Source organism: Proteus sp. G2675 (assembly GCF_963886535.1).
GTDB lineage: Bacteria > Pseudomonadota > Gammaproteobacteria > Enterobacterales > Enterobacteriaceae > Proteus > Proteus mirabilis.
Window position 1 is genome coordinate 43636 of the sequence record NZ_CAWPCB010000027.1, and the last position, 25920, is coordinate 69555.

Consider the following 25920-nt stretch of genomic DNA (forward strand, 5'->3'; position numbering starts at 1 on the left):
ATTATTAAGCAATAACAGAAATATTTTATTCGGATGTGTTAAAAATAACCAAATTTTAGATAAGGGATGAGAATTAATATAGAAAAAGGATATCGACAATAAATGATATCCTTCTATAAATTTTTATAGGCTATAACTAAAGTTGTTAGCCTAATAATTGAGATTTGGTTAATTCGTTGAGAGAGGCAATTTTAACATCGGCTAATCCCCAACATTTGTCATTAAACTGCTCCGCTGCAGGCACAACAATTGAGCGCATTCTTGCAGCTTTGCAAGCAATCATACCATTGCGTGAGTCCTCTAAAGAGACACAATTAATGGGTGCGACATTAAGTGCCTTAGCAGCATTGAGATAGACTTCTGGGTGAGGTTTACTGTGCGCTAAATCAGCTGCAGAGACAACAGCAGAGAAGTAATGACGAATATTAAATAACTCAAGTACACGCTCTAGCATAAAATGCGGTGATGCTGAGGCTAAGGCTATCTTTAAACCTAATGATTGACATAAAGATAGGGCATGTTCAACACCAGGGAGCAACGGTTTTTTATCTTCAATAAGTTGTACAACGCGAGCAATCATTCTCTCTTTAGCTTCTTGTTGTGTTACGCCTTGCCAAGGTGATACTTGATACCAAAGTTCGATAACTTGATCTATTCTTAAGCCGACGGTGTCGGGCATGCTGTCAGCAAGTGATAAATCGACACCTAATTGTGCAAAGACCTCATGTTCTGCTTGTGCCCAAAACGGCTCTGAGTCGATTAGCAAACCATCCATATCAAAAATAGCGGCTTCAATGGGCAATTTAAAAGACATGTTTACTCTCCATAATAAGGTCTATGTTGATGAAAAATGATTGTAGCAAGAGTTGATTGGAAAATCTTTTTTAATCAGTTTCTTATTTCTTTTAAAAAATAAATAGAGAAAATGATAGCTATTAAATTATTGACATATTAGCCGTTAATTAGATTAGGATATTTAGGTGCATATTGCCGAATTCTATGAGTGAGGACAAAATGAGTTATCAACATGCAGGAATATATGCCATTGTAAAACGTGTTATTGGTTGGCTTATTTTTATTCCTGCCTTTATTTCAACGACAGTTTCGTTGATTGAGTTAGCTGCGATCCCAAGAGCAAATGGCGAGGGTGTTAATGCTGTAATTAATGATTTTTTTCGAGTATTAGCAGAAATGGTACAATTTAACACCCCGTGGCTAGACTTTTTTTGGCGTCATTCTCCAGTACCCAACACTCAAATAGGTTTTAGCCAACAGAATATTATCTTCTTTGTGATCTTCTTTTTAATGTTTATTGGCTTAGCACTGAGTGCATCAGGGTTAAGAATGTATCGCCAAGTGAAATATTTAAAAGAAAATATTCAAGATCAACTAATTATTGAACGAGCACTAAAAAGTGGTATTACAGCGCAAGAGCTAGAGCAGAATATAAAATTGCCAAGACATACACTATTTACTCAAGTCATGGTGCTGTATATTTCACCTATTATTGTGATCGCAATTGGTTATTTTCTGCTGAAATTTTTAGGCTGGTAGTTATCTATCACATTGACTTAATTAAAATAAACCTCGCAGGGTAACATTTGGCGAGGTTTATTTTTATCTATTGGTAAATAAAATCAGATTGTTTTAGTGTGTGCCGAGCAAATCATCAATGATTTTTCTGGCTGCTAGGTAATCTTTTTCTTCACCGAATAAATGACAGCGATTAAGGAAATAGTAGAGTTGGTAGATAGGCTGGCGTGATAGGAATTTTTCAGATAAAGGCCAGATGCTTTGGTAACCATCAAAAATATTGGCCGGCACAGAAGAGCATAGCGGTAACATGGCAATATCACATTCGCGATCACCCCAATAACAAGCAGGATCGAACATCGTTCCTTCAGATTGACCTATAGCAGCACAATTTTTAGGCCATAAGTTGCCATGTAATAGCGAGGGTTGTGGATGATGATCGGCTAAACGGTGATTAATGATTTGAATGATTTCTTCTATATCACCGAAAACCATCCCTTTCTCTGAAGCGAGTTGCAACTGGATACCGATACGCTTTTCCGAATAGAAGTAATTCCAGCGCTTCTCCCAACCATTTGCTTGAGGAGTGGTATCTATATGGGTATCGAAATCAAAACCATAACGGGGTTGTTCTTCCCATTGATGCAATTTAGCTAACTGTTGACCAAAACAATACGCGCTGTGAGGTGTAAAAGGTTGCACAGGCAGAAATTCTAACAGTAAGAAGCTAGTATCTTTACTATTGCCAATGCCTAATACGCGAGGAATACGGATCGTTTGGCTTTTTGCCAACATTTCAAGCTGTTCTGCTTCATTTTTAAAGGTGGGCAAAAATTCCCGTAGGTTAGATTTTACAAAGACAGGGATCTCACCATATTGAATTTTCCAAGTGTGGTGTATATCACCGCTTGAAAGGTGGTGTTTTTCGCTGATCTTTGCTGAAAATCCTAAATTTGATTCAAGCAAACGACCAATATTCTGCCACATAGATTACACCTCGCAAAGTTGTTTACTTAGTAGACCCAAATAGTAACGAGCGATGTTTATACTATGACAATAACACTTTAATTAAATCAATACAGTATAAAACTAAAAAACGGGATGATTATCCCGTTTTTATAGTAATAAAGATTTTCATTAGGCATTGGCGGGTTTAGTTTGCCGTTTTATTTTTGCCAATTTAATCTGATTACAGAGTAATGCAATAATAAAGAACACCGCTTGCGTGAGTACAATAGAAGGGCCTGTGGCACCGTCAATATGAAAACTGATAAATGTACCAATAACACTCGATATAACAGAAAAAAGGATAGCGAGTGTGATCATTCGAGAGAAGCTTCGCGTTAATAGATAAGCGGTGATCCCCGGAGAAATCAGCATGGCGACCACTAAAATAATCCCAACGGCTTGCATCGAGGCGACAATCGTTAACGCCAAAATAGAGAGTAAGCCATAATGTAATAAAGCGACCGGGAGACCGACAATTCTTGCTTGATTAGGATCGAAACAATACAACATAAAGTCTTTTTGTTTAACCAGCATAATAGTAATAGTAATTAAACAAATAGCACTAATCTGTATAAGCACATCTGGGGTGATACCTAAGATATTACCAAATAATATATGCATTAAATGTTGGTCAGTATCTACACTAGCGAAGATCACCAAACCGACAGCAAACATACCAGAAAAGACAATTCCCATTACCGTATCTTCTTTTATTCGGCTATGCTCTTTTAAATAACCTGTTGCAAATGAACAAAATAGGCCCGAAAGAAAAGCCCCTATCGTTAAAGGAATTGCAGTGACATAAGCTAATACCACGCCAGGTAAAACAGCGTGAGAAATAGCATCTCCCATTAGTGACCAACCTTTTAACACCATATAGCAAGATAAAATAGCGCAGGCGATACCAATGATAACCGCGGCAATAATTGCACGTTGCATAAAAGGATATTGAAAAGGTTCAATGAAAAATTCCATTAATTCATTCATAGTTGCACCTCTTCTTGTTGAGTAACGTCTTTTGGATGCTGGGATTGTGAAATAAGTGCTTGTGAACTTTGACGTGCGCGGCGACGGGCTGCCAACATGCCATGTTTAGGCGCAAATAAGAAGGCTAATAAGAAAAGGGCGGTTTGCATTGTGACGATAACGCCCCCCGTAGCACCATTAAAGAAATAACTTAGATAAGCACCAACAGCACTGGTTACTGTACCAATACAAATAGCGATAATAGCGAGTCGTTTAAATTGGTCAGTGAGTAAATAAGCGGTAGCGCCGGGAGTAACCACCATAGCAATAACTAAGATAGCGCCGACCGTTTGTAGCGCAGCAACGGTACATGCACTGAGCAAGGTAAAGAAGATGATTTTTAGTTTTAAAGGGGATAAACCAATAGAGCGAGCATGTACTTCATCAAAAAATACAACTAATAAATCTTTCCACATACAAAATAGAATAAGAAAAGAGACACCAGTAATGATAACGACTTGCCAGACATCTTCATCAGCAATGCCGAGAATATTCCCTAAAATAATGGTCTGAACGTTGACGGCAGTAGGGTTTAATGAAACCAGCAACAGACCAAAAGCAAAAAAAGTAGAAAAAATAAAGCCGATCACCGCATCTTCACGTAATCTTGTGATGTGACGAATAAAAGTCATTGATAAAGCAGCAAGTAGACCCGTAAAAAAAGCACCCACTGCGTATGGCAGCCCTAAAATATAAGCACCGGCAACGCCGGGAACGACGGAGTGGGAGAGGGCATCTCCCATTAATGACCAACCTTTAAGAATAAGGTAAGAAGATAAAAAGGCACAGACAGCACCAACTAAGGCACTTACCCAGATAGCCTTTACCATATAGTTATACTCAAAAGGTTGTAGGAGTAATTCTAGCATGGCTAATCTCCTTGTTTACGCTTACTTTGATGAGCGGGAGTATGTTGTTCATGGTGACCATAGAAAACGGCAGCGCGTTCATCATCAGTAATAACGGTAAGTGAACGTGGATCGTCGTCGTCGTGAAGATCAGGGCCTGATAAGCTGATATGACGCAATACGCCACCAAAAGCATGCTCTAAATTCTTTTGGGTAAAGGTGGTTTCTGTTGGCCCGCTATCAAGCACTGTTCTATTAATTAAAATAACGTGATCACAAAATTCGGGTACACTACCTAAGTTATGAGTTGATACTAATACTAGGTGACCTTCTTTTCGCAAGTTACGTAATAATTCAATAATGGCATTTTCTGTTTTTACGTCCACGCCAGTAAAAGGTTCATCTAATAACAGTACGGTGCCTTCTTGTGCCATTGCTCGTGCTAAGAATACCCGTTTTTTCTGCCCACCAGATAGCTCACCAATTTGGCGATGTCCAAGGCCTGATAAGCCGACACGCTCTAAACAAGCTTCAACCACTTCATGATCTTGTTTCGATGGAATACGAAAAAAACCCATTTTTCCATAACGTCCCATCATCACCACATCAGAAACCAGTACAGGAAAGTTCCAGTCAACTTCCTCTGTTTGTGGCACATAAGCAATCATATTCTGTTTAAGTGCTTGCTGAATAGGTTGATTATTTAATGTTACGGTACCTTTTGAGGGTTTGACTAATCCCATAATGGTTTTAAAAAGTGTGGATTTACCACTACCGTTGATGCCCACTAGGGCACAAATTGTGCCACCAGTGATAGAGAAACTTGCATCATAAATAGCAGTGTGACCGTTGTTATAGGTTACCGTTGCATTATCAACAGTAAGAGTAGGATTTATTTTTTTATCATTCATTGTCCAAATCCTTTCGCAATGGTATCGACAGTAATATTAAGTAGATCAATATAAGTAGGGACTTCTCCACCCGGGGCAGAAAGTGAGTCTACATAAAGAACGCCACCATATTTTGCACCAGTCTCTTTACTCACTTGTTTAGCAGGTTTATCGGAAATCGTACTTTCACTAAACACGACAGGAATATGGTGTTCTCTTACGGTATCAATCACGTATTTTACTTGTTGAGGGGTGCCTTGCTCTTCTGCATTAATTGGCCATAAATACACTTCTTTAAAACCATAATCATTGGTTAAATAGCTAAAGGCACCTTCACTCGTTACTAACCAGCGTTTTTCTTCAGGAATACGCGCTAATCTTGCTCTTAATGGTGCATCAAGTTGTTTAATTTGTTCAGCGTAACGCGCGGCATTTTGGTTATAAATTGCGGCATTATCTGGATCGTGTTCAACGAGCGCTTTACGAATGTTTTCGATATAAATTAATGCATTGTTAGGCGACATCCATGCATGTGGGTTTGGGTTGTTTTTGTAAGCTCCTTCACGAATAGGCATAGGGGTAATACCTTCAGTGACAACGACCGCAGGCACATTACGTAATTCATTGAAAAAACGTTCGAACCAACGCTCAAGATTTAACCCATTCCATAAAATAAGATCAGCTTTTTGCGCTTTGACAATATCTTTTGGCGTTGGTTGATAATCATGAATTTCTGCACCGGGTTTGGTGATAGATTCAACAACGGCAGCATCGCCAGCAACATTTTGTGCGATATCTTGGATAATAGTAAAAGTCGTGACAACTTTTAGCTTATCTTTTGCCTGTGCAGGGGGTATAAAGAAGATTGAGGCAACTAAGCATAATGCCGTAAGCGAAATTTTATTTACAGAGCGGAACATATCCATATTATATAGCCTTATAATTTTCGTGGAATTCTCTAACTGATAATGATTATCAATATCATTTCAAAAAAGTCAAGTTATCTCTGTGTGAAAATGAAAATAGCTATTTGATAACAGCTGATACTAAGATAACAGCATGTATTTCAATAAATGTTAAGTAAATTGTCGTCTTTCTTTATAAAAATTAACAATCGATGGTAACTATTGGTGTGAAAGGTTGTTTAATACTCACAATTGATGAAATTTACAGCCAAATCATGGCTTACTGCTGGTTAAGGTATCTGTTTTTATGAGAGAAGCTTATCCTTAGTCCATTTTTTTAATGGACAGCGTTAGGTTTGTGTTTTTTAATAATCTCCTATAAAGCATAGGGCGAAATGATGAGGATAACGTGTGAAGACCAACATAATATTTCCTTTGGCAATTTTACTGCTGGCAGGGTGTGCAGATCCCAATCACCAAACGGCGAAAAAAGAGACACCGCGATTTTTAAATAGCCAGCCTGTAGAGCACAGAGTTAATAATGCCTCAATTTCTACTGCTCAATGGAAAAACACCCCTTTTGATGAGCATATTAAACAAGCTTCAGCCCGTTATGGTGTTGATGAAACCTTAATTAAAGCCATTATTCAGGTAGAATCTAATTTTAGGCCAGAAGTGATAAGTAAATCGAATGCGGTTGGATTAATGCAAATAAAGGCATCCACAGCGGGGAGAGATATTTATCAAAATAGAGGAAAAGCAGGGCAACCAACCACCGCTCAGCTAAAAGATCCGGCTACTAATATTGATTTAGGAACTGCTTATATTCAATTATTAAGAGAGCGCCATTTATCTGGGATCTCCAATCCTGAAACACTCTATTACGCGACTATTTTGGCTTATGTGAATGGGGCGGGTGCATTACTCAGAACTTTTGATAAAAATAGAGATACGGCGATTGCCAAAATTAATGCCATGAGCGCGGATGATTTTTATCGTTACGTTGAAAAAAATCATCCTGCATCTCAAGCACCACGCTATTTAGCGAAGGTCAAAGCAGCCTATCATTTAGCGGATAACTTTTCTGATAAGCTGGCAGCAGCCGCTGATTGAGCTTGTTGTAATAAAGCGGGGAGGTCAGCAATGATTTCAAGTACACCATTAATCATAAACTGTACTCCCATGCAAATTAATAAAAATCCCATAACACGAGAAATAGCATCAATACCACTGTGACCGAGATAGCGCATAATACCGGTTGAACCGCGCAGTGAAAGCCAAACAATCAGGCTAATTAAAAAGAAAGTGGTAATAGGTGCAACGTACAATACCCATTGCGCAATATCTGTACGTGAAGGAATTGATGCTGCTGTACTGATGATCATCGCAATTGTCCCCGGCCCTGCGGTACTTGGCATGGCTAAGGGCACAAAAGCAATATTGGGCGCCTGAGGATTTCGATGCGGATTTTTTTCTTCTGAAAGCGGATCGTCCACATTGGGAGTATGGGGAAATAACATACTAAAACCAATAAAAGCAACGATCATCCCCCCAGCAATACGAAGGCCTGGAATAGAGATACCAAAGGTCGTCATTATTACACGACCCGCATAAAAAGCGATGGTCATAATAATAAAAATATAGACACATGCCATAAAGGATTGTTGATTACGCTGTTCCTTGGTCATATTCCCCGACAGACCAAGCCAAAGTGCGACCGTGGTGAGTGGGTTAGTTAGCGGTAGAAGTAAAATAAGACCAAGACCGATAGCCTGAAAAAACTGGTAAACAGAGTACATAGAGTGTAAAGGCTCCTAACAACAGGTAATTAAGGCTACCGATCATAGCAAATAAATAGTAATAATAGTGTTGATATTAAGAAATATTTTTATATTTATAAGAAGGTTATGGGTATTTTTTCATTAACCACTCAAGATGTGTTTTCACCGCTTGCCAATCATAATCGGTAATACTATAGATACAGGTATCTCTGCGTTGACCGTTGGTGGTTAAACGATGATTACGTAATATGCCATCGAGTTTTGCACCTAAACGCTCAATCGCTCTACGACTGGTTTGATTTAAGATATGAGTGCGGAATTCAACAGCAATACATTGTAGATCTTCTAATGCATATTTAAGTAATAGATATTTCGCCTCGGTATTAATACCCGTTCTTTGTACCTCTTTTGCATACCATGTTGAACCAATCTCTACTCGAGGTGTATGGTTATCTACGTTCATATAGGTCGTCACTCCCACCACACGCTCACGGCGTTTATCAATAACGGCAAAAGGAAGCATTACTCCTTGTTTTTGTAATTGTCTTTTATGCTCAATATATTGTTTTAATGTAGTGACAGAAGGAACTGTGGTAAACCAAAGTTCATCAGGCCTATCTTTAGCAATCAGTTCACGTAATGGTGATGCATGCTCCATGCTCCATGCTTAATGGTACTAAACGTACTAAATTACCTTCTAAGGTAGTCCAGTCTGTTATCTTTCTCATAGGCGATTCTCTAAGTCGGTGTATTAAATAGTTTCAAGGCAAGAATACTTTTTATACATAACAAATTTATTAATTGGTACGCTTATTTTAACGGTGATTAAAAATAGCTTAAGAATTTGTTTTTGTATAAAGAGAAAAGTAACGTCATGAGTGTTTAACAACAGAGAATGACAGCTTAGCAACAGGGCAGGATACCGATGTCATGCTAATCTATACTTATTCGATAATCTTAATGAAGACATAGCAATAAAATAATAGGTAGCAATATGACAGACACCACCAACACCATCGAATGGGATGACTTTTTACGGGTAGAAATGCGGGTTGGCACAATTATAAGTGCTGAAATAAATAAAAAAGCGAAGAAACCCGCTTATGTAATGGAAGTCAGCTTGGGAGAGCTGGGGACTAAACGCTCTAGTGCGCAAATCACCGTGAATTATACTCCTGAAGAGCTAATTGGTCGCCGAGTTTTATGTGTTTGCAATTTTCCTATTAAGCGGATTGCAGGGATCAAGTCTGAGGTGTTGATTACCGGGGCTGCTGATGAAAACGGTGCTATCGTTCTCGCAGAATTTAATTTACCTGTGCCTGATGGGGCTCGTTTAGCATGATCTATAGCTAATTGTCCTTTTCTTTTAACGCTCACAGCGATTTTGTTGTAGTATTTATTTCACTGTGAGCGTTAATGTGTAAGGGGATGTTTTGTTATTACCTGAATTACATTTGCGATGTTATACACAAGATACAGTATCACATCAGCATGAGAATATCTGGCAGATCATCTTTGGCTTAACCGGAACGATGGAAGTTAATTTCAATCGGCAAGATTTTCTTATTTCTCAACAAAACTGTTTAATTATCCCACCTACCATCGATCATGCTTTTGCTGGTCATCTCAATAATAAAAATCTTATTTTAGAACTTCCTGTCACATCACAGTGGCGACTGAATGAAAGAGGGGGAATGTTTGCCTTATCACCCGCAGCAATAGGATTATTAGCGTGGGTACATCAATACCCTCAAGCGCCAGAACATCATTCCACTCTCGCACGTCTGCTATTAGCCCAAATGAAAGTACAACCAAGCTGGGGGGATAAATTAGATCTCTGGCTAGAAGATAAACTGCATATGCCATTAACAGCTTCTGATATTGCTGGTGCATTAAACATATCAATCAGTACGCTACAGCGCAAAGTAAAAGCGGAATTAGGCATATCTATTATGCAGTATGTGATGCAAAAGCGACTCGCTAAATCCGCAGAGTTGCTCAAATACACATCATTAACGATTGAAAATATTGCTTTAGCGGTAGGGTATGATTCACATTCGGCTTTTAGCCAAGCTTTTCGTCAATACTTTCATAAAACCCCCAGTGAATATCGACAGTAAACGACTTACTGATAAAAATGCTGACTTTTGATATGTGATTTATTAATTAATTTTATTAATTTATTTTTTATTCTCTATTTATTGTGGATAAATAGAGAACAACAAGGTTATATTATTTGTATAGTCTTTTTTTGAATGTATTTCATTGATTATTAATATTTTTTGTCAAAATCTATATGTATTGCTAAAATAATATTAACTAATATTTTTAAATTGGATATGTAAATGAATTTAATAATAAAGGGGCTTCTTTATCCTTTTTTTGTTTTCTTTTCAGCATATGCATTATCTTTTGGGTGCAGTGTTGATAATGGATATGATATTGAGTCTGGTAATTATAATATTTATGTGCAATTAGAGGCTGAAGTGCAACCTTATCAGAATTTAATTGTTGATCTCTCTAGGCATTTAAAATGTTGGAATAGTTATGGTGGATGGCAAGATGTTGACCATATCAATTTAGAACCAGGGACGGGCTTATCTGGGCCACTATTTAATTTTAGTGGTTCAGTATATTGGTATGGAAATACATATTCATTACCTTTAAATAGTGCGACTAAAGTTTTACATATCGGTGATCTTACCCCTATGCCGATGCCAATGATGTTGTATTTAACGCCTATAAATAACTCACCTGCAGGAGGAGTACTCATTAGATCGGGTGAAACTATTGCAACTATTAATATGTATAAAATAGCGGATTGGGATGGTGGTAATCCTAAATATTTTACGTGGGAAATAGTGTCTAAATATGATGTTACAATGCCAATTAGTGGATGCGACGTTAGTAGCCGAAATGTCAATGTTAATTTACCTCCTTACCCAGGCGAAGCTCCGGTCAATTTAAATATCCACTGCGCGCAACCACAAAATATATCATTTTATCTTTCCGGACAAACCACTGATGATGATACAACCTTTATTAATTTAGCAGGCTCTGCAGGGGAAGTCTCTAAAGGTATGGGAGTTCAATTAATGCGTAATGGATATGTAATCCCTGCTAATAAAGCAATATCTTTAGGTAGAGTTAATTCGTCGACTTCATTAGGTTTAAAGGCAAGGTATGGTATGACTGGCGAGCGTGTAACTGCTGGAAAAGTAAAATCAATTATAGATGTTAACTTTATATATGAGTGAATTATTTATTAATTTAATATCTATGATTTTAATTAGCGTAAATAGCAAATGGGGACAGATATACTCGCGCAATTAAAAGCATATATAATTTGTTGTTGCTATGATAATATCACGCTTGAGTTATAGCAGTATGCCAAAGTACTTTTATTATCTTAAACACTTTGGTGTACATAACTTGCAGAGTGAAGCAAGTAACTGCTAATAACGTATTAAATTTTAAAGTAAAATTAAGAATGCATGTGATCTTGCGTATGGGTCACCACTGTAACTAAGGATTTTAAATGCCAATTATTACTCTTCCTGACGGGAGCCAACGTCAATTTGAAAATGCAGTCTCTGTCATGGATGTCGCTGCAGATATCGGTCCTGGACTTGCCAAAGCCTGCATTGCAGGGCGCGTTAATGGTGAGCTGGTGGACGCTTGCGAATTAATCGAGCAAGATTCACAACTGGCGATTATTACCGCAAAAGACGATGAAGGTCTTGAAATTATTCGTCACTCTTGTGCCCACTTATTAGGACACGCAATTAAACAGTTATGGCCACAAACCAAAATGGCGATTGGTCCTGTTATCGAAAATGGTTTCTACTATGATGTGGATTTAGATCATTCTCTGACGCAGGAAGATTTAGAAACGTTAGAAAAACGTATGCTAGAGTTGGCGAAAACAGATTACGATGTCATTAAAAAACGCGTAACTTGGGCACAAGCACGGGAAACTTTTGTTGCTCGTGGTGAAGATTATAAAGTCGCTATCCTTGATGAAAATATCAGTCAAGATGCACACCCAGCACTTTATCATCATCAAGAATATATTGATATGTGCCGTGGCCCCCATGTGCCAAACATGCGTTTCTGCCATCACTTTAAATTACAGAAAATCGCAGGTGCATACTGGCGCGGTAATAGCGATAACAAAATGCTACAACGCATTTACGGTACCGCTTGGGCTGATAAGAAACAGTTAAAAGCTTATTTAGAACGTTTAGAAGAAGCCGCTAAACGTGATCACCGTAAAATAGGTAAACAACTTGATTTATATCATATGCAGGAAGAAGCGCCGGGTATGGCTTTCTGGCATAATGATGGTTGGACTATTTTCCGTGAGTTAGAAACATTTGTACGTTGCAAATTAAAAGAATATGATTATCAGGAAGTAAAAGGTCCATTTATGATGGATCGTGTTCTTTGGGAAAAAACAGGTCACTGGGAAAACTACAAAGAGAATATGTTCACTACTTCTTCGGAAAACCGTGAATATTGTATCAAACCTATGAACTGCCCAGGCCACGTGCAGATTTTTAAACAAGGTCTACGTTCTTACCGTGATTTACCATTACGTATGGCTGAATTTGGTAGCTGTCATCGTAATGAACCCTCTGGTGCATTACACGGTTTAATGCGTGTTCGTGGCTTTACACAAGATGACGCACATATCTTCTGTACAGAAGAACAAATTTTAAGTGAAGTAAATAACTGCATCAAATTGATTTATGATGTATATTCTACTTTCGGATTTGAAAAAATCGTTGTTAAGCTGTCTACTCGTCCAGAAAAACGCATCGGTGAAGATGCTTTATGGGATATTGCAGAAACAGACTTAGCAAAAGCCTTGACTGATAACAATATTGAATTTGAATATCAGCCGGGTGAAGGGGCGTTTTATGGCCCTAAAATTGAATTTACACTTTACGACTGTTTAGATCGTGCATGGCAGTGTGGTACAGTACAGCTGGACTTCTCATTGCCAGGTCGATTAGGCGCTTCTTATGTTGCTGAAAATAATGAGCGTAAAGTACCTGTTATGCTTCACCGAGCGGTGTTAGGATCATTAGAACGTTTTATCGGTATTCTAACTGAAGAATACGCAGGATTCTTCCCGACTTGGTTAGCACCACAGCAGGTTGTCGTGATGAATATCACGGATGGACAGGCTGATTATGTACAAAAACTCGTCAAAGAATTGCAAGATGCCGGAATTCGTGCAAAAGCAGACTTGAGAAATGAGAAGATTGGCTTTAAAATTCGTGAACATACTTTACGTCGTGTTCCGTACATGCTTGTTTGCGGTGATAAAGAAGTCGAATCAGGCAAAGTAGCGGTTCGTACTCGTCGAGGTAAAGACCTTGGCAGTATCGACGTTAACGATTTTAAAGAAAAACTTCTGCAAGAAATCAGAAGCAGAAGTCTTCATCAGTTGGAGGAATAAGGTATTAAAGGCGGAAAAAGAATTCAATCAACGCGTCAGAATCGTATCAATGGTGAGATTCGCGCTCATGAAGTTCGTTTAACAGGTTTAGACGGCGAACAGATTGGAGTTGTTAGTCTGAAAGAGGCTCTTGAGAAAGCCGAGGAAGCAGGTGCTGATTTAGTTGAAATCAGTCCTAATGCCGAGCCGCCAGTTTGTCGTATTATGGACTACGGCAAATTCCTCTATGAGAAAAGTAAGACTCTCAAAGAACAGAAAAAGAAACAAAAGGTTATTCAGGTCAAGGAAGTTAAATTCCGTCCTGGTACAGATGAAGGCGACTATCAGGTCAAACTACGCAACCTGATTCGTTTTCTTGAAGATGGCGATAAAGCCAAAGTCACACTGCGTTTTCGTGGTCGTGAAATGGCACACCAACAAATCGGTATGGAAATGCTTAATCGCATCCGTGAAGATTTGGATGAACTGGCTTCTGTTGAATCTTTCCCTAATAAGATTGAAGGTCGTCAGATGATCATGGTGCTAGCGCCGAAGAAGAAATAGTTAGGCAATTCAAGTAATAGCGTCAGTCTTTATTGACTGACTGCTATTCGCCTTATTATTTTATGTTATTAACAATGCGAAGTGGATTATAGAAATGCCAAAGATTAAAACAGTACGCGGTGCAGCTAAACGCTTTAAAAAAACTGCAGGTGGTGGTTTTAAGCGTAAGCACGCTAACCTCCGTCACATTCTGACTAAAAAATCAACTAAGCGTAAACGTCATTTACGTCCAAAAGGTATGATCTCTAAAGGAGATTTAGGCCTGGTCGTAGCTTGCCTACCATACGCATAAGTATCAGTTTTTTTAACAGAATTATAGACATTAGGAGTGTTATATGGCTCGCGCTAAACGTGGTGTTATCGCCCGTGCTCGTCACAAGAAAATTTTAAAGCAAGCTAAAGGTTATTACGGTGCACGTTCTCGTGTATATCGTGTAGCTTTCCAGGCTGTTATCAAAGCTGGTCAATATGCGTACCGTGACCGTCGTCAGAAAAAACGTCAGTTCCGTCAGCTGTGGATTGCGCGTATCAACGCAGCAGCTCGTCAGAACGGCATGTCTTACAGCCGTTTCATCAATGGATTAAGAAAAGCATCTATTGAAATCGACCGTAAGATCCTGGCGGATATCGCTGTATTCGACAAAGCTGCATTTGCTGCTTTAGTTGAAAAAGCGAAAGGTGCTCTGGCTTAATTAAGTCAATGGAAGAGGGAGTTAACTCCCTCTTTTATTTTGTCTAAATTTGTGGCTTAATGGTAAAATTCAATAAGTTACACATAATGAGAATGTCTCAATGTTAAATATCGCTTTTTTCCGCTTCTTTTTTTACTTTAGCGCCTAATTTTGGGGGCTTTTGCGCGTAAGAAAAGAAACGAAAAGTAGCGCCGGAGCCTCCATTTTGGAGGCTTTTTTGTTTTCAGTACTCAAACTTGAGTTCAGAAATCAAAAGGGCAATTTTTTAATCGTCATCATTGATAACAACTAATAGACCTCATCAGGTCAAAGGAAGAGGAAACGATGCCACATCTCGCTGAACTCGTTGCTCAAGCTAAAGCAGCTATCGAAGAGGCACAGGATGTTGCTGCGCTGGATTCGGTTCGTGTTGAATACTTGGGGAAAAAAGGTCATTTAACGCTCCAGATGTCCACGCTGCGCGACTTACCCGCTGAAGAGCGTCCAGCTGCTGGAGCGGTCATTAATCAGGCAAAACAAGAGGTTCAGCAAGCACTGAACGCTCGTAAAGAACAAATGGAATCAGCACTATTAAACGAACGTTTAGCGGCTGAGAAAATTGATGTCTCTTTGCCTGGACGTCGTATTGAAAATGGTGGTCTGCACCCTGTTACTCGCACAATTGAACGTATTGAAACTTTCTTTGGCGAATTAGGGTTCTCTGTGGAATCAGGCCCTGAAATTGAAGATGACTATCATAACTTTGATGCGTTAAATATTCCTGCTCATCACCCTGCAAGAGCTGATCATGACACTTTCTGGTTTGATGCTAAACGTTTATTGCGTACTCAAACCTCTGGTGTACAAATTCGCACTATGCAAAATAAACAGCCACCGATCCGCATTATTGCACCTGGCCGTGTTTATCGTAATGACTATGACCAAACACATACTCCAATGTTCCATCAAGTTGAAGGCTTAATTGTTGATAAAGACATTAGCTTCACTAATTTAAAAGGAACACTGCACGATTTTCTGAAAAACTTCTTTGAAGAAGATATGGAAATTCGCTTCCGCCCATCCTATTTTCCATTTACAGAGCCTTCAGCCGAAGTTGATGTAATGGGTAAAAATGGCAAATGGTTAGAAGTCTTGGGCTGCGGTATGGTGCATCCAAATGTGTTGCGTAATGTAGGTATCGATCCTGAAGTTTATTCTGGTTTTGCTTTCGGGATGGGTATGGAACGCTTAACTATGTTACGTTACGGTGTCACCGATTTACGTTCATTCTTCGAAAATGATCTTCGTTTCCTCAAACAGTTTAAATAAGGTGGGATTATCTCATGAAATTCAGTGAACTTTGGTTACGTGAGTGGGTAAACCCAGCAATTAGTAGCGAAGAGCTTTCTGAACAGCTAACCATGGCTGGCCTTGAAGTTGATGGTGTAGAGCCTGTTGCCGGTGATTTTCACGGTGTTGTTGTGGGTGAAGTGGTTGAATGTGGACAACACCCAAATGCAGATAAACTACGAGTGACAAAAGTCAATGTCGGTGGTGAGCGTTTATTGGACATCGTGTGTGGTGCGCCAAATTGTCGCCAAGGCTTAAAAGTTGCTGTAGCAACGGTTGGGGCGGTATTACCGGGTAACTTTAAAATTAAAGCAGCCAAACTACGTGGTGAGCCTTCTGAAGGTATGCTGTGCTCTTTTTCTGAATTAGCTATCTCAGAAAACCATGAAGGCATTATCGAATTACCTGCTGATGCACCTATCGGTACCGATATTCGCGAATACTTAAAATTAAATGATAATGCGATTGAAATCAGCATTACACCAAACCGAGCAGATTGCTTAGGTATTATGGGGGTTGCTCGCGATATCGCGGTCATTAATAAAATGACATGCCAAATCCCTGATATGTCACCAATTGCAGCCACTTCTTCAGCGACATTTCCTGTGCGAGTTGAAGCACCACAAGCTTGTCCTCGCTATTTAGGTCGTGTTTTCACTAATGTGAATGTGAATGTGAAAGCGAACACACCATTATGGATGCAAGAAAAATTACGTCGTGGTGGTATTCGCTCTATCGATCCAATCGTTGATATCACTAACTTTGTCTTACTTGAAATGGGACAACCATTACATGCGTTTGATCTTGACCATGTCGATGGGGCTGTGGTTGTTCGTATGGGCAAAGAGGGTGAAAAACTAACTTTACTTGATGGTAATGAAATCACCTTAAAAGATGATGTACTGGTTATTGCTGATGAAAAACAAGCATTAGGAATGGCAGGTATTTTCGGTGGTGAATCTTCTGGTGTTAATGAAGAAACTAAAAACGTATTTTTAGAGTGCGCATTCTTCTCTCCATTAGCGATCACCGGCCGTGCACGTCGTTATGGTTTACATACCGATGCATCTCATCGTTTTGAGCGTGGTGTTGATTCAGCGCTACAATATCAGGCCATTGAGCGAGCAACGAAATTATTACTCGAAATTTGTGGTGGTGAAGTGGGTGAAATTATTGATGTCACCAATGACAGCTATTTACCCCATGTCGCTCCTATCAAATTAACACGTGCAAAATTAGACCGTTTATTAGGTCATGTTATTGATGATGAACAAGTTGTTGATTCGTTAACACGTTTAGGTTTTGGCGTCACCGTTGAAAATGACGGGTGGTTAGCCACTGTGCCTTCATGGCGTTTTGATGTTGAAATTGAAGAAGACTTAATTGAAGAAGTTGCACGTATTTACGGGTATAACAATATTCCAGATGTACCTTTACGTGCCGATCTGATTATGACAGACCACCGTGAAGCGGATCTGCCATTAAAACGTGTAAAAACCATGCTGGTTGATAATGGGTTCCAAGAAGCTATCACTTATAGCTTTGTTGATCCGAAGATCCAAAGCTTACTACATCCTAATGAAGAAGCGTTGATCTTACCTAACCCAATTTCTGCCGATATGTCAGCCATGCGTTTGTCATTGTTGACCGGATTATTAACCACAGTGGTTTACAATCAGAACCGTCAACAGGCTAGAGTTAGGTTATTTGAAGCAGGTCTGCGTTTTGTTCCTGATAATCAAGCAGAATATGGAATACGTCAGGAACTTATGCTAGCTGGTGTGATCGCGGGCAACCGTTATGAAGAACATTGGACTTTAGAGAAGCAAACTGTTGATTTCTTTGATTTGAAAGGTAATATTGAATCAATTCTGGAATTGACAGGCCAGTTAGATGAAATTACATTTAAACCAGCCAATCATTCAGCGCTCCATCCGGGACAAAGTGCTGAGATTTATCTGAGAAATGAATATATTGGCTGTATTGGTGTTGTTCACCCAGAGCTTGAACGTAAACTTGATTTAAACGGCCGTACGGTAGTATTCGAAATACGTTGGGACGCAATCGCAAACCGCAATTTACCGCAAGCGAAAGCTGTTTCACGTTTCCCTTCGAATCGTAGAGATATCGCTGTAGTTGTTCCAAATGATGTGGCTGCAGAAGATATTTTAGCTGAATGTAAGAAAGTTGGCGGAAATCAAATAGTTGGCATAAACTTATTTGACGTGTATTGTGGTAAGGGAGTAGCGGAGGGTTATAAGAGCCTCGCTATTAGCTTAATCTTGCAGGATATCGAGCATACTCTGGAAGAAGATGAGATTGCTGCCACAGTCAATACCTGTGTTGCAGCATTGAAACAGCGATTCCAAGCATCCTTGAGGGACTAGACCTATGGCGCTTACAAAAGCTGAAATGGCAGAAAATCTGTTTGAAAAACTTGGCGTTAGCAAACGCGATGCAAAAGACCTTGTAGAAGCCTTTTTTGAGGAAGTGCGTCGTTCTCTGGAAAATGGAGAACAGGTGAAGCTGTCTGGATTCGGAAACTTTGACCTACGTGATAAAAATCAGCGCCCAGGTCGTAACCCGAAAACAGGGGAAGATATTCCTATTACAGCCCGCCGTGTTGTAACTTTCCGCCCGGGACAAAAGTTAAAAAGCCGGGTTGAAAATGCGACACCAAAAGAGTAATACTTAAACACCAAAACGGCTTTCTATTGAAAGCCGTTTTTTTTTCGACTTACTTCTACGATTTACTCCTTCTATTTTTCTTTTGCTTATCTGTGATAAGCGCCTAATAGTCATTTTATCGTTTAAATAAGATGTGCTTGAGGGGAATAATCATTGGTTTAAAATTAATCATACTGGAAGGTTTATTTCCTTAGGATAGAAAATTATATTTTCTTCATTGAAAGGGACTGTGTTATGTTGCCCTACATTTATTAGCAATATATTTATAAAAATAGCGTAATTTATGGGCTATTTACTAAACAATATGAATAATCAATATGATGATCCGCTTAATCAATTACGAAACAAACAGCAAATTAGTGATAAGCTAAAACTCACTTTGCTGGTGTTAGTTTTATTTGTTCTTATTGTTATCTCACTTTCAGCCGGTGAAATTTGGTTATTCCCCAATAAATGGCTCACTGAAGAAGCTAGTTTATTTATTTGGCAAATTAGGCTTCCAAGAATATTGGCTGTGATGATGGTTGGCGCAAGCTTAGCGATTGCTGGTGCCATTATGCAGGCAATCTTTGAAAATCCGTTAGCAGAGCCGGGACTTTTAGGTGTAAGCAGTGGTGCGGGTGTTTGTGTTGTGTTACTGATTGTTTTCCAATTAGGAACTGCATACTGGTTAATAAGCAGTGCCGCAATATTAGGGGCTTTGGGGATCACCTGCTTATTAATGTTTTTCTCACAAATAAAAAAACTATCTAATGCTCAATTATTATTAATAGGCGTAGCATTAGGGGTATTAGCAAGTGCTGTTATGACTTGGCTGGTCTATTTTAGCTCTGCGTTAGATTTAAGACAATTAATGTACTGGCTTATGGGGAGCTTTAGTGGCATTGACTGGCGTCACCAAATATTATTTTGGGCATTACTTCCAATCATCACACTTCTTATTTGGCAAGCCGATATTTTAAATTACCTTTCTCTGGGGAGTTTTGAAGCCAAAAAACTCGGCATTTCTGTGATTATATGGCGTAATTGGTTTATTTTAACCGTTGGTTTATTAATTGGTTTTAGCGTTGCTCTAGCCGGCGCAATTAGTTTTGTTGGGTTGATTGTACCGCATTTATTACGATTGTCTGGTATCACACATTATAAAACCTTGTTACCGGGCTGTGCTTTAACGGGAGCGAGTTTACTGATATTCGCTGATTTAATATCAAGGCTGATGTTAAATGGCGCAGAAGTCCCTATTGGCGTGATAACTGCCACCTTAGGCGCACCTCTTTTTATTTGGTTATTAGCCACTAAACAGATGGAGCGCTTATAATATGGCACAATTAAAACTATATAAATTAGCTGTCAATAAAAGACTATATGGTATTACTGAACAAGTTAATGATGGCGAACGCATTCATTTAATTGGCGCGAATGGGGCGGGTAAAAGTACGTTGTTAATGGCCATTGCTGGTGAAGTTTCATACGTTGGAAATATATTTTTAAACGAAACTTCAATGAGAGATTATAAAATTGCCGAACTTTCTAGAATACAAAGCGTTGTTAGACAACAATCGTTAGCTTTGCCATTTATGCCAGTGTTTCATTATCTTTCTTTATCCTATCAGTTATCAAAAATGGATATTCAAGAATTGAATGCACTATTAAGCGATTTTCAAATCAATAAATTATTGTCAAAAAATATTCATCATTTATCTGGTGGGGAATGGCAACGCGTTCGGATTGTTGCCACTTTTATACAATTATGGTCAAGCGATGATTTAACAGGAAAATTAATGATGCTTGATGAGCCGACAAATAATTTAGATATTGTACAACTTACTTTATTGGATAAATGGCTAGATAAATTTTGTCTACAAGGTGGCAGTATTATTATGAGTACTCATGATTTGAATCATTCTTATCTAAAAGCAGATAAGTTATGGTTTATGTTAGAGGGAAAAATAATCAACTCAGGTGACTCAGCACTTTTGTTGGATGAAAATTTATTATCTACTACATTTAATACTAAGATTAGATGTAATAGATCAGCAAATAGTGTAATTTGGCAAGTAATAGAGTGATGTTATTGAGTCAGAGTCTGCGCATCGGAAATTATTAAGCCTTCTTTAAGGCTTTCTTAATAACAACGGGTGCTGTGAAACAGCAAATTGTATATAATTAGTTTTTATTCATTCATTAATTAGGCTACATCTTTATGAGTCACTTTCTTCCATTCTCCCGTCCTGCTATCGGGGATGAAGAGATTAAAGCAGTTGAAAGCGTTTTACGCTCCGGCTGGATCACAACAGGTCCCCAAAATCATCAGCTAGAACAAGATTTTTGTGAAAAATTTGGTAGCAAACATGCTATTGCGGTTTGTTCTGCAACAGCGGGTATGCATGTTGTTTTGATGGCAATGGGAATAGGGCCTGGTGATGAAGTTATTACACCTTCCCAAACTTGGGTATCAACTATCAATATCATTACGTTATTAGGCGCAGAGCCAGTAATGGTCGATATTGATCGTGACACATTAATGGTCAGCGCTGAATCGGTAAAAAAAGCGATTACCCCAAGAACCAAAGCAATTATCCCTGTGCATTATGCCGGAGCGCCTTGTGATCTTGATACACTAAGAGCGGTTGCTGATGAGGCGGGCATTCCTCTAATTGAAGATGCAGCACATGCGATAGGTACTCGATATAAAGATGAATGGATAGGTGAGAAGGGAACTTCTATTTTTTCTTTTCATGCCATTAAAAATGTCACTTGTGCCGAAGGTGGATTAGTTGTTACGGACGATGATGAATTAGCCAATCGAGTCCGTTGCTTAAAATTTCATGGTTTGGGTGTTGATGCTTTTGATCGTCAAATCCAAGGACGTAAACCTCAAGCGGAAGTCGTTGAGCCTGGTTATAAATATAATCTCTCGGATATTCATGCTGCTATCGCGGTAGTGCAATTAAGTCGCTTAGAAGAAATGAATGCTAAACGTGCTGAGTTAGTTGCCCTTTATCGTGAAAAACTTCAAAATTCACCATTGGAAATGTTAAGTGTGCCGGAATATCCACACTTACATGCTAACCATCTCTTTATGGTCAGAGTTGATAAAAATGCCTGTGGTATCGATCGTGATACATTTATGGAAAAACTCAAACAAAAAGAGATTGGTACAGGGCTTCATTTCCGTGCTGCGCATACACAAAAATATTATCGTGAGCGCTACCCTTCGTTATCCCTTCCTCAATCAGAATGGAACTCTGCAACGTTATGCTCGCTGCCGCTGTTTCCTGATATGAGCAATAAAGATGTTATTCGCGTTGTCGATGCGATCAATGAAATTCTTTCGGAGCATATCTAGTGTCAACATTTGAAAAAATCAATAAAGTATCAGTCGTTATTCCCGTTTATAACGAGGAAGAGAGTCTCCCACAGCTTTTAGAGCGAACAATCAAAAGCTGTAAACAGTTAGAACAAGAGTATGAGCTGATCCTTGTTGATGACGGAAGTAGCGATAATTCAGCAAAAATGCTAGAAGAAGCTGCCAACATTGAAGATAACCATGTTATTGCGATTATTTTAAATCGCAACTATGGTCAACACTCCGCTATTATGGCGGGTTTTAACCAAGCTGACGGGGATTTAGTCATTACCTTAGATGCTGATTTACAAAACCCACCAGAGGAGATCCCCCGTTTAGTGGCAACCGCAGAAGAGGGGTATGATGTTGTCGGAACTCGACGCCGTAACCGTCAAGATTCGTGGTTTCGTAAAACGGCCTCTAAAATGATTAATGCCATGATAACCAAGGCAACAGGTCGTTCAATGGGCGATTATGGTTGTATGTTAAGAGCATATCGTCGTCATATTATTGATGCGATGTTGCAATGCCATGAGCGTAGTACTTTTATCCCAATTTTAGCGAATACCTTCGCTCGTCGTACGATTGAAATTGAAGTCGCTCACGCTGAGCGTGAATATGGTGATTCAAAATACAGTTTCTTAAAACTCATCAATTTGATGTACGACTTATTAACCTGTCTGACAACTGCACCATTACGTTTATTAAGTGTCGTAGGTAGTGTGATTGCTGTTGCCGGCTTTTTACTTGCCGTATTATTGATTGTACTACGACTTATTTTCGGTGCAATTTGGGCGGCAGACGGAGTGTTTACACTCTTTGCTATCTTATTCATGTTTATCGGTGCGCAGTTCGTTGCAATGGGTCTATTAGGTGAATATATAGGCCGAATTTATAATGATGTAAGAGCGCGTCCTCGGTATTTTATCCAAAAAGTGGTTGGTGTTAAAAAACCCAACAAAAATCAGGAAGAAGACTAATGAAAGCAATAGTATTTGCCTATCATGATATTGGCTGTGTTGGTTTAAAAGCACTTGAAAAAGCGGGTTTCGATATTCAAGCTGTATTTACCCATACTGACGATCCTAACGAAAATCATTTCTTCTCATCCGTAGCGCGTGTTAGCGCAGAAATGGGATTAACCGTGTTTGCTCCAGAAAACGTTAATCATCCATTATGGATTGAGCGTATTCGTGAGATGAAGCCAGATGTCATTTTCTCTTTCTATTATCGCCATATGCTAAGCGATGAGATCCTGAATTTAGCACCTAAAGGTGCATTTAATTTACATGGCTCTTTATTACCTAAATATCGCGGTCGTGCACCTATCAATTGGGCCATTGTCAATGGTGAAACTGAAACTGGTGTCACTTTACATAAAATGACGGCTAAAGCAGATGCTGGTGATATCGTTGCACAAGAAAAAGTAACGATTGAAGATACTGATACTTCATTAATTTTACATGAAAAAGTCAGAGAAGCTGCGGCGAAATTAATGGCTCATACGTTACCGCATATCGCCTCAGGTAACTATTCAACAACAGCGCAAGATGAAAGCCAAGCAACTTATTATGGTCGTCGTTGTGCTGATGACGGTTTAATTGACTGGAATGCAGGTGCTAAAACGGTTCATAATTTAGTTCGCGCCGTTACTGAACCATACCCAGGTGCTTTCACTTTCTTAGGTGAGCGCAAAATGATTATCTGGCGTGCACGTCCAGTGGCAGATAACCAAGGTAAACGTCCGGGTACTGTTATTTCAACTGAGCCTTTAGTTATCGCATGTGCGAAAGGTGCAATTGAAGTTATCACAGGTCAAAGTGAAAATGGTCTTTATGTTCAAGGCAGCCGTTTAGCCACTGAAATGGGGATCGTGACAGATGTACGCGTTGGACCAAAAGCAACAGCACAAGTCAAACGTCGTCAACGTGTACTGATTTTAGGTGTCAATGGCTTTATTGGTAACCACCTAACCGAGCGTCTATTAAAAGATGGTAACTATGATATCTACGGTATGGATATCGGTTCATCAGCAATTGAACGCTTTATTGGTAACCCTCGTTTCCACTTTATTGAAGGTGATGTCAGCATTCATACAGAATGGATAGAATATCACATCAAGAAATGTGATGTGATCTTGCCATTAGTAGCGATTGCAACACCGATTGAATATACCCGTAATCCATTACGTGTATTTGAATTAGACTTTGAAGAGAACTTAAAAATTGTTCGTTATTGTGTTAAATACAATAAACGTATTATTTTCCCATCCACATCAGAAGTATACGGTATGTGTGATGATAAAGAGTTCGATGAAGATAATTCACGCTTAATCGTCGGTCCTATTAATAAACAACGTTGGATTTACTCTGTTTCTAAACAGTTATTAGACCGAGTTATTTGGGCTTATGGTGCTAAAGAAGGGCTGAAATTCACTTTATTCCGTCCATTTAACTGGATGGGGCCACGTCTTGATAACTTAAATTCAGCGCGTATTGGTAGCTCTCGTGCAATTACTCAGTTAATTTTGAACCTAGTGGAAGGTTCACCGATTAAACTGGTTGATGGTGGTGAGCAAAAACGTTGTTTCACTGATATTAATGATGGTATTGAAGCATTATTCCGCATTATTGAAAATCGTGATAACAAATGTGATGGTCAGATCATCAATATCGGTAACCCAACTAACGAAGCAAGTATTCGTGAGCTAGCAGAAATGCTGTTAGATTGCTTTGAAAAACATGAGTTACGCGGTCACTTCCCTCCATTTGCTGGCTTCAAGAAAATCGAAAGTAGCAGCTACTACGGTAAAGGCTATCAAGATGTTGAACACCGCAAACCAAGCATCAAAAATGCTGAGCGTCTGTTAGATTGGAAACCAACTATCGAAACACGCCAAACGGTAGAAGAGACATTAGACTTCTTCTTACGTGGTGCAGTTGAAGAGTTAGGTAATAAGTAATGAAGAAAGTTGGCTTGAGAGTCGATGTGGATACTTATCGAGGTACAAAAGAAGGTATTCCACAATTGCTGGATGTCTTTAACAAGCATAACATTCAGGCCAGCTTTTTCTTCAGTGTCGGTCCAGATAATATGGGGCGCCATTTATGGCGCCTTTTAAAACCGAAATTTCTGTGGAAAATGCTAAGGTCGAATGCCGCTTCATTATATGGACTGGATATTCTATTAGCCGGTACGGCGTGGCCGGGTAAAAAAATTGCCAAAAATTTAGGCTATTTGATGAAACAAACCCAAGATGCGGGGCATGAAGTCGGATTACACTCATGGGATCATCAAGGTTGGCAAGCTAAAGTAGGCCGTTGGTCAACAGAAGAATTAATGCAACAGGTTCGTTTAGGTGTAGAAGCACTGGAAAAAGCACTTGAAAAACCTGTAAAATGTTCTGCGGTTGCTGGGTGGCGTGCTGATGAACGTGTTCTAATGGTTAAAGAAGCTTTCCAATTTGACTACAATAGTGATTGTCGGGGAACGCATCCATTTAGGCCAGTTCTAGAAAATGGTTCTATCGGTACAGTGCAAATTCCAGTAACATTACCAACTTATGATGAAGTGGTCGGTACTAAGGTAAAGGACGAAGATTTTAATCAATTTATTATTGATGAAATCAAAAAAGATCAGGGTATACCTGTTTATACTATTCATACCGAAGTTGAGGGAATGTCAAAAGCGGCTCAATTTGAGCAGTTATTGGCAATGATTGCAAACGAAGGCATCGAATTCTGTCCATTAAGCCATCTACTACCACAAGATATAGACATGCTTCCGATGGGTAAAGTTGTCCGATCTGACTTTCCAGGTCGAGAAGGCTGGTTAGGGTGCCAACAAGAGGTCTAACAAAAC

26 protein-coding genes, 1 pseudogene and 1 other annotated feature are annotated in these 25920 nt (G+C 39.1%); of the genes and pseudogenes, 19 read left to right on the plus strand and 8 right to left on the minus strand.

Going from position 1 to position 25920, the window contains the following annotated elements; all coding sequences use genetic code 11:
* Positions 1 to 145: 145 nt before the first annotated feature.
* The gene (gene hxpB / locus AACQ49_RS06860; RefSeq protein ID WP_004242581.1) at positions 146 to 814 is read right to left on the minus strand and encodes a hexitol phosphatase HxpB; all 669 of its coding nucleotides are present in this window, start codon (positions 812 to 814) and stop codon (positions 146 to 148) included.
* Between the two features lie 200 nt (positions 815 to 1014).
* Between hxpB and AACQ49_RS06865 the strand changes: the two genes are divergently transcribed.
* Positions 1015 to 1554, plus strand: a complete 540-nt coding sequence (locus tag AACQ49_RS06865) for a YniB family protein (RefSeq protein WP_026090442.1) — start codon at positions 1015 to 1017, stop codon at positions 1552 to 1554.
* A gap of 93 nt (positions 1555 to 1647) precedes the next feature.
* On the opposite strand, the gene AACQ49_RS06870 is transcribed toward AACQ49_RS06865, so the two are convergent.
* The 5 genes from AACQ49_RS06870 to AACQ49_RS06890 all read right to left on the minus strand — a co-directional run bounded on the left by AACQ49_RS06870 (position 1648) and on the right by AACQ49_RS06890 (position 6231).
* Positions 1648 to 2520 carry a fructosamine kinase family protein gene (locus AACQ49_RS06870; RefSeq protein ID WP_004242583.1) on the minus strand — a complete coding sequence of 291 codons (873 nt, stop codon included), beginning with the start codon at positions 2518 to 2520 and terminating at the stop codon, positions 1648 to 1650.
* A 150-nt stretch (positions 2521 to 2670) separates the two neighbouring features.
* Positions 2671 to 3528, minus strand: coding sequence for a metal ABC transporter permease (locus AACQ49_RS06875; protein WP_004242584.1), 858 nt, complete (start codon positions 3526 to 3528; stop codon positions 2671 to 2673).
* The gene (locus AACQ49_RS06880) at positions 3525 to 4436 is read right to left on the minus strand and encodes a metal ABC transporter permease (RefSeq protein ID WP_004242585.1); all 912 of its coding nucleotides are present in this window, start codon (positions 4434 to 4436) and stop codon (positions 3525 to 3527) included. The genes AACQ49_RS06875 and AACQ49_RS06880 overlap by 4 nt, the downstream gene beginning before the upstream one ends.
* Positions 4437 to 4438: 2 nt before the next feature.
* A complete protein-coding gene (locus AACQ49_RS06885; RefSeq protein ID WP_004251467.1) occupies positions 4439 to 5326 on the minus strand; it encodes a manganese/iron ABC transporter ATP-binding protein in 888 nt (295 codons plus the stop codon).
* The gene (locus AACQ49_RS06890; protein WP_161778952.1) at positions 5323 to 6231 is read right to left on the minus strand and encodes a metal ABC transporter substrate-binding protein; all 909 of its coding nucleotides are present in this window, start codon (positions 6229 to 6231) and stop codon (positions 5323 to 5325) included. The genes AACQ49_RS06885 and AACQ49_RS06890 overlap by 4 nt, the downstream gene beginning before the upstream one ends.
* Positions 6232 to 6621: 390 nt before the next feature.
* On the opposite strand from AACQ49_RS06890, the gene AACQ49_RS06895 reads away from it, so the two are divergent.
* Positions 6622 to 7323, plus strand: a complete 702-nt coding sequence (locus AACQ49_RS06895) for a transglycosylase SLT domain-containing protein (RefSeq protein ID WP_036918227.1) — start codon at positions 6622 to 6624, stop codon at positions 7321 to 7323.
* Here the strand turns inward: AACQ49_RS06895 and AACQ49_RS06900 are convergent.
* Both AACQ49_RS06900 and AACQ49_RS06905 read right to left on the minus strand, forming a co-directional pair.
* Positions 7275 to 8009, minus strand: coding sequence for a MarC family NAAT transporter (locus tag AACQ49_RS06900; RefSeq protein ID WP_004242597.1), 735 nt, complete (start codon positions 8007 to 8009; stop codon positions 7275 to 7277). The two genes, AACQ49_RS06895 and AACQ49_RS06900, sit on opposite strands and share 49 nt — an antisense overlap.
* 106 nt (positions 8010 to 8115) lie before the next feature.
* A pseudogene (locus tag AACQ49_RS06905) lies at positions 8116 to 8719 on the minus strand (GNAT family N-acetyltransferase).
* 266 nt (positions 8720 to 8985) lie between these two features.
* On the opposite strand from AACQ49_RS06905, the gene AACQ49_RS06910 reads away from it, so the two are divergent.
* The 17 genes from AACQ49_RS06910 to arnD all read left to right on the plus strand — a co-directional run bounded on the left by AACQ49_RS06910 (position 8986) and on the right by arnD (position 25914).
* On the plus strand, positions 8986 to 9333 hold the full coding sequence (locus AACQ49_RS06910; RefSeq protein WP_004242601.1) for a tRNA-binding protein: 348 nt from the start codon (positions 8986 to 8988) through the stop codon (positions 9331 to 9333).
* A gap of 91 nt (positions 9334 to 9424) precedes the next feature.
* Positions 9425 to 10111 (plus strand): helix-turn-helix transcriptional regulator, encoded by a 687-nt coding sequence (locus tag AACQ49_RS06915; protein WP_004251463.1) that lies wholly within the window; start codon positions 9425 to 9427, stop codon positions 10109 to 10111.
* A gap of 225 nt (positions 10112 to 10336) precedes the next feature.
* Positions 10337 to 11248: a fimbrial protein gene (locus AACQ49_RS06920; protein WP_004251460.1), complete on the plus strand. Its 912-nt coding sequence runs from the start codon at positions 10337 to 10339 to the stop codon at positions 11246 to 11248.
* A 281-nt stretch (positions 11249 to 11529) separates the two neighbouring features.
* On the plus strand, positions 11530 to 13458 hold the full coding sequence (gene thrS, locus AACQ49_RS06925; protein ID WP_004242605.1) for a threonine--tRNA ligase: 1929 nt from the start codon (positions 11530 to 11532) through the stop codon (positions 13456 to 13458).
* A gap of 3 nt (positions 13459 to 13461) precedes the next feature.
* A complete protein-coding gene (gene infC, locus AACQ49_RS06930; protein ID WP_012367833.1) occupies positions 13462 to 14001 on the plus strand; it encodes a translation initiation factor IF-3 in 540 nt (179 codons plus the stop codon).
* Between the two features lie 94 nt (positions 14002 to 14095).
* Positions 14096 to 14293 carry a 50S ribosomal protein L35 gene (rpmI, locus tag AACQ49_RS06935; protein WP_004242608.1) on the plus strand — a complete coding sequence of 66 codons (198 nt, stop codon included), beginning with the start codon at positions 14096 to 14098 and terminating at the stop codon, positions 14291 to 14293.
* A 43-nt stretch (positions 14294 to 14336) separates the two neighbouring features.
* Complete coding sequence (gene rplT / locus AACQ49_RS06940) at positions 14337 to 14693, plus strand: 50S ribosomal protein L20 (RefSeq protein ID WP_004242609.1); 357 nt, start codon at positions 14337 to 14339, stop codon at positions 14691 to 14693.
* Positions 14694 to 14792: 99 nt separating this feature from the next.
* Positions 14793 to 14915, plus strand: a sequence feature (Phe leader region).
* Positions 14794 to 14841, plus strand: coding sequence for a pheST operon leader peptide PheM (pheM, locus tag AACQ49_RS18450; protein WP_120655563.1), 48 nt, complete (start codon positions 14794 to 14796; stop codon positions 14839 to 14841). Its footprint overlaps the feature before it by 48 nt.
* Positions 14916 to 15017: 102 nt before the next feature.
* Positions 15018 to 16001, plus strand: coding sequence for a phenylalanine--tRNA ligase subunit alpha (gene pheS / locus AACQ49_RS06945; protein ID WP_004242610.1), 984 nt, complete (start codon positions 15018 to 15020; stop codon positions 15999 to 16001).
* A 14-nt stretch (positions 16002 to 16015) separates the two neighbouring features.
* The gene (gene pheT / locus AACQ49_RS06950; RefSeq protein ID WP_161778953.1) at positions 16016 to 18409 is read left to right on the plus strand and encodes a phenylalanine--tRNA ligase subunit beta; all 2394 of its coding nucleotides are present in this window, start codon (positions 16016 to 16018) and stop codon (positions 18407 to 18409) included.
* 4 nt (positions 18410 to 18413) lie between these two features.
* Complete coding sequence (ihfA, locus tag AACQ49_RS06955; protein WP_004242612.1) at positions 18414 to 18710, plus strand: integration host factor subunit alpha; 297 nt, start codon at positions 18414 to 18416, stop codon at positions 18708 to 18710.
* A 283-nt stretch (positions 18711 to 18993) separates the two neighbouring features.
* Positions 18994 to 20028, plus strand: coding sequence for a vitamin B12 ABC transporter permease BtuC (gene btuC, locus AACQ49_RS06960; RefSeq protein ID WP_004251448.1), 1035 nt, complete (start codon positions 18994 to 18996; stop codon positions 20026 to 20028).
* 1 nt (position 20029) lies between these two features.
* Complete coding sequence (locus AACQ49_RS06965; protein WP_004242614.1) at positions 20030 to 20779, plus strand: vitamin B12 ABC transporter ATP-binding protein BtuD; 750 nt, start codon at positions 20030 to 20032, stop codon at positions 20777 to 20779.
* 134 nt (positions 20780 to 20913) lie between these two features.
* Entirely contained in the window at positions 20914 to 22059 is a 1146-nt protein-coding gene (gene arnB, locus AACQ49_RS06970) for a UDP-4-amino-4-deoxy-L-arabinose aminotransferase (RefSeq protein WP_161778954.1), read from the plus strand.
* A complete protein-coding gene (gene arnC, locus AACQ49_RS06975; RefSeq protein WP_004242618.1) occupies positions 22059 to 23039 on the plus strand; it encodes an undecaprenyl-phosphate 4-deoxy-4-formamido-L-arabinose transferase in 981 nt (326 codons plus the stop codon). The genes arnB and arnC overlap by 1 nt, the downstream gene beginning before the upstream one ends.
* A complete protein-coding gene (gene arnA, locus AACQ49_RS06980; protein WP_161778955.1) occupies positions 23039 to 25021 on the plus strand; it encodes a bifunctional UDP-4-amino-4-deoxy-L-arabinose formyltransferase/UDP-glucuronic acid oxidase ArnA in 1983 nt (660 codons plus the stop codon). The genes arnC and arnA overlap by 1 nt, the downstream gene beginning before the upstream one ends.
* Complete coding sequence (gene arnD, locus AACQ49_RS06985; protein WP_004242622.1) at positions 25021 to 25914, plus strand: 4-deoxy-4-formamido-L-arabinose-phosphoundecaprenol deformylase; 894 nt, start codon at positions 25021 to 25023, stop codon at positions 25912 to 25914. Before arnA ends, arnD begins: the two co-directional genes overlap by 1 nt.
* The last annotated feature ends 6 nt before the right edge of the window (positions 25915 to 25920 follow it).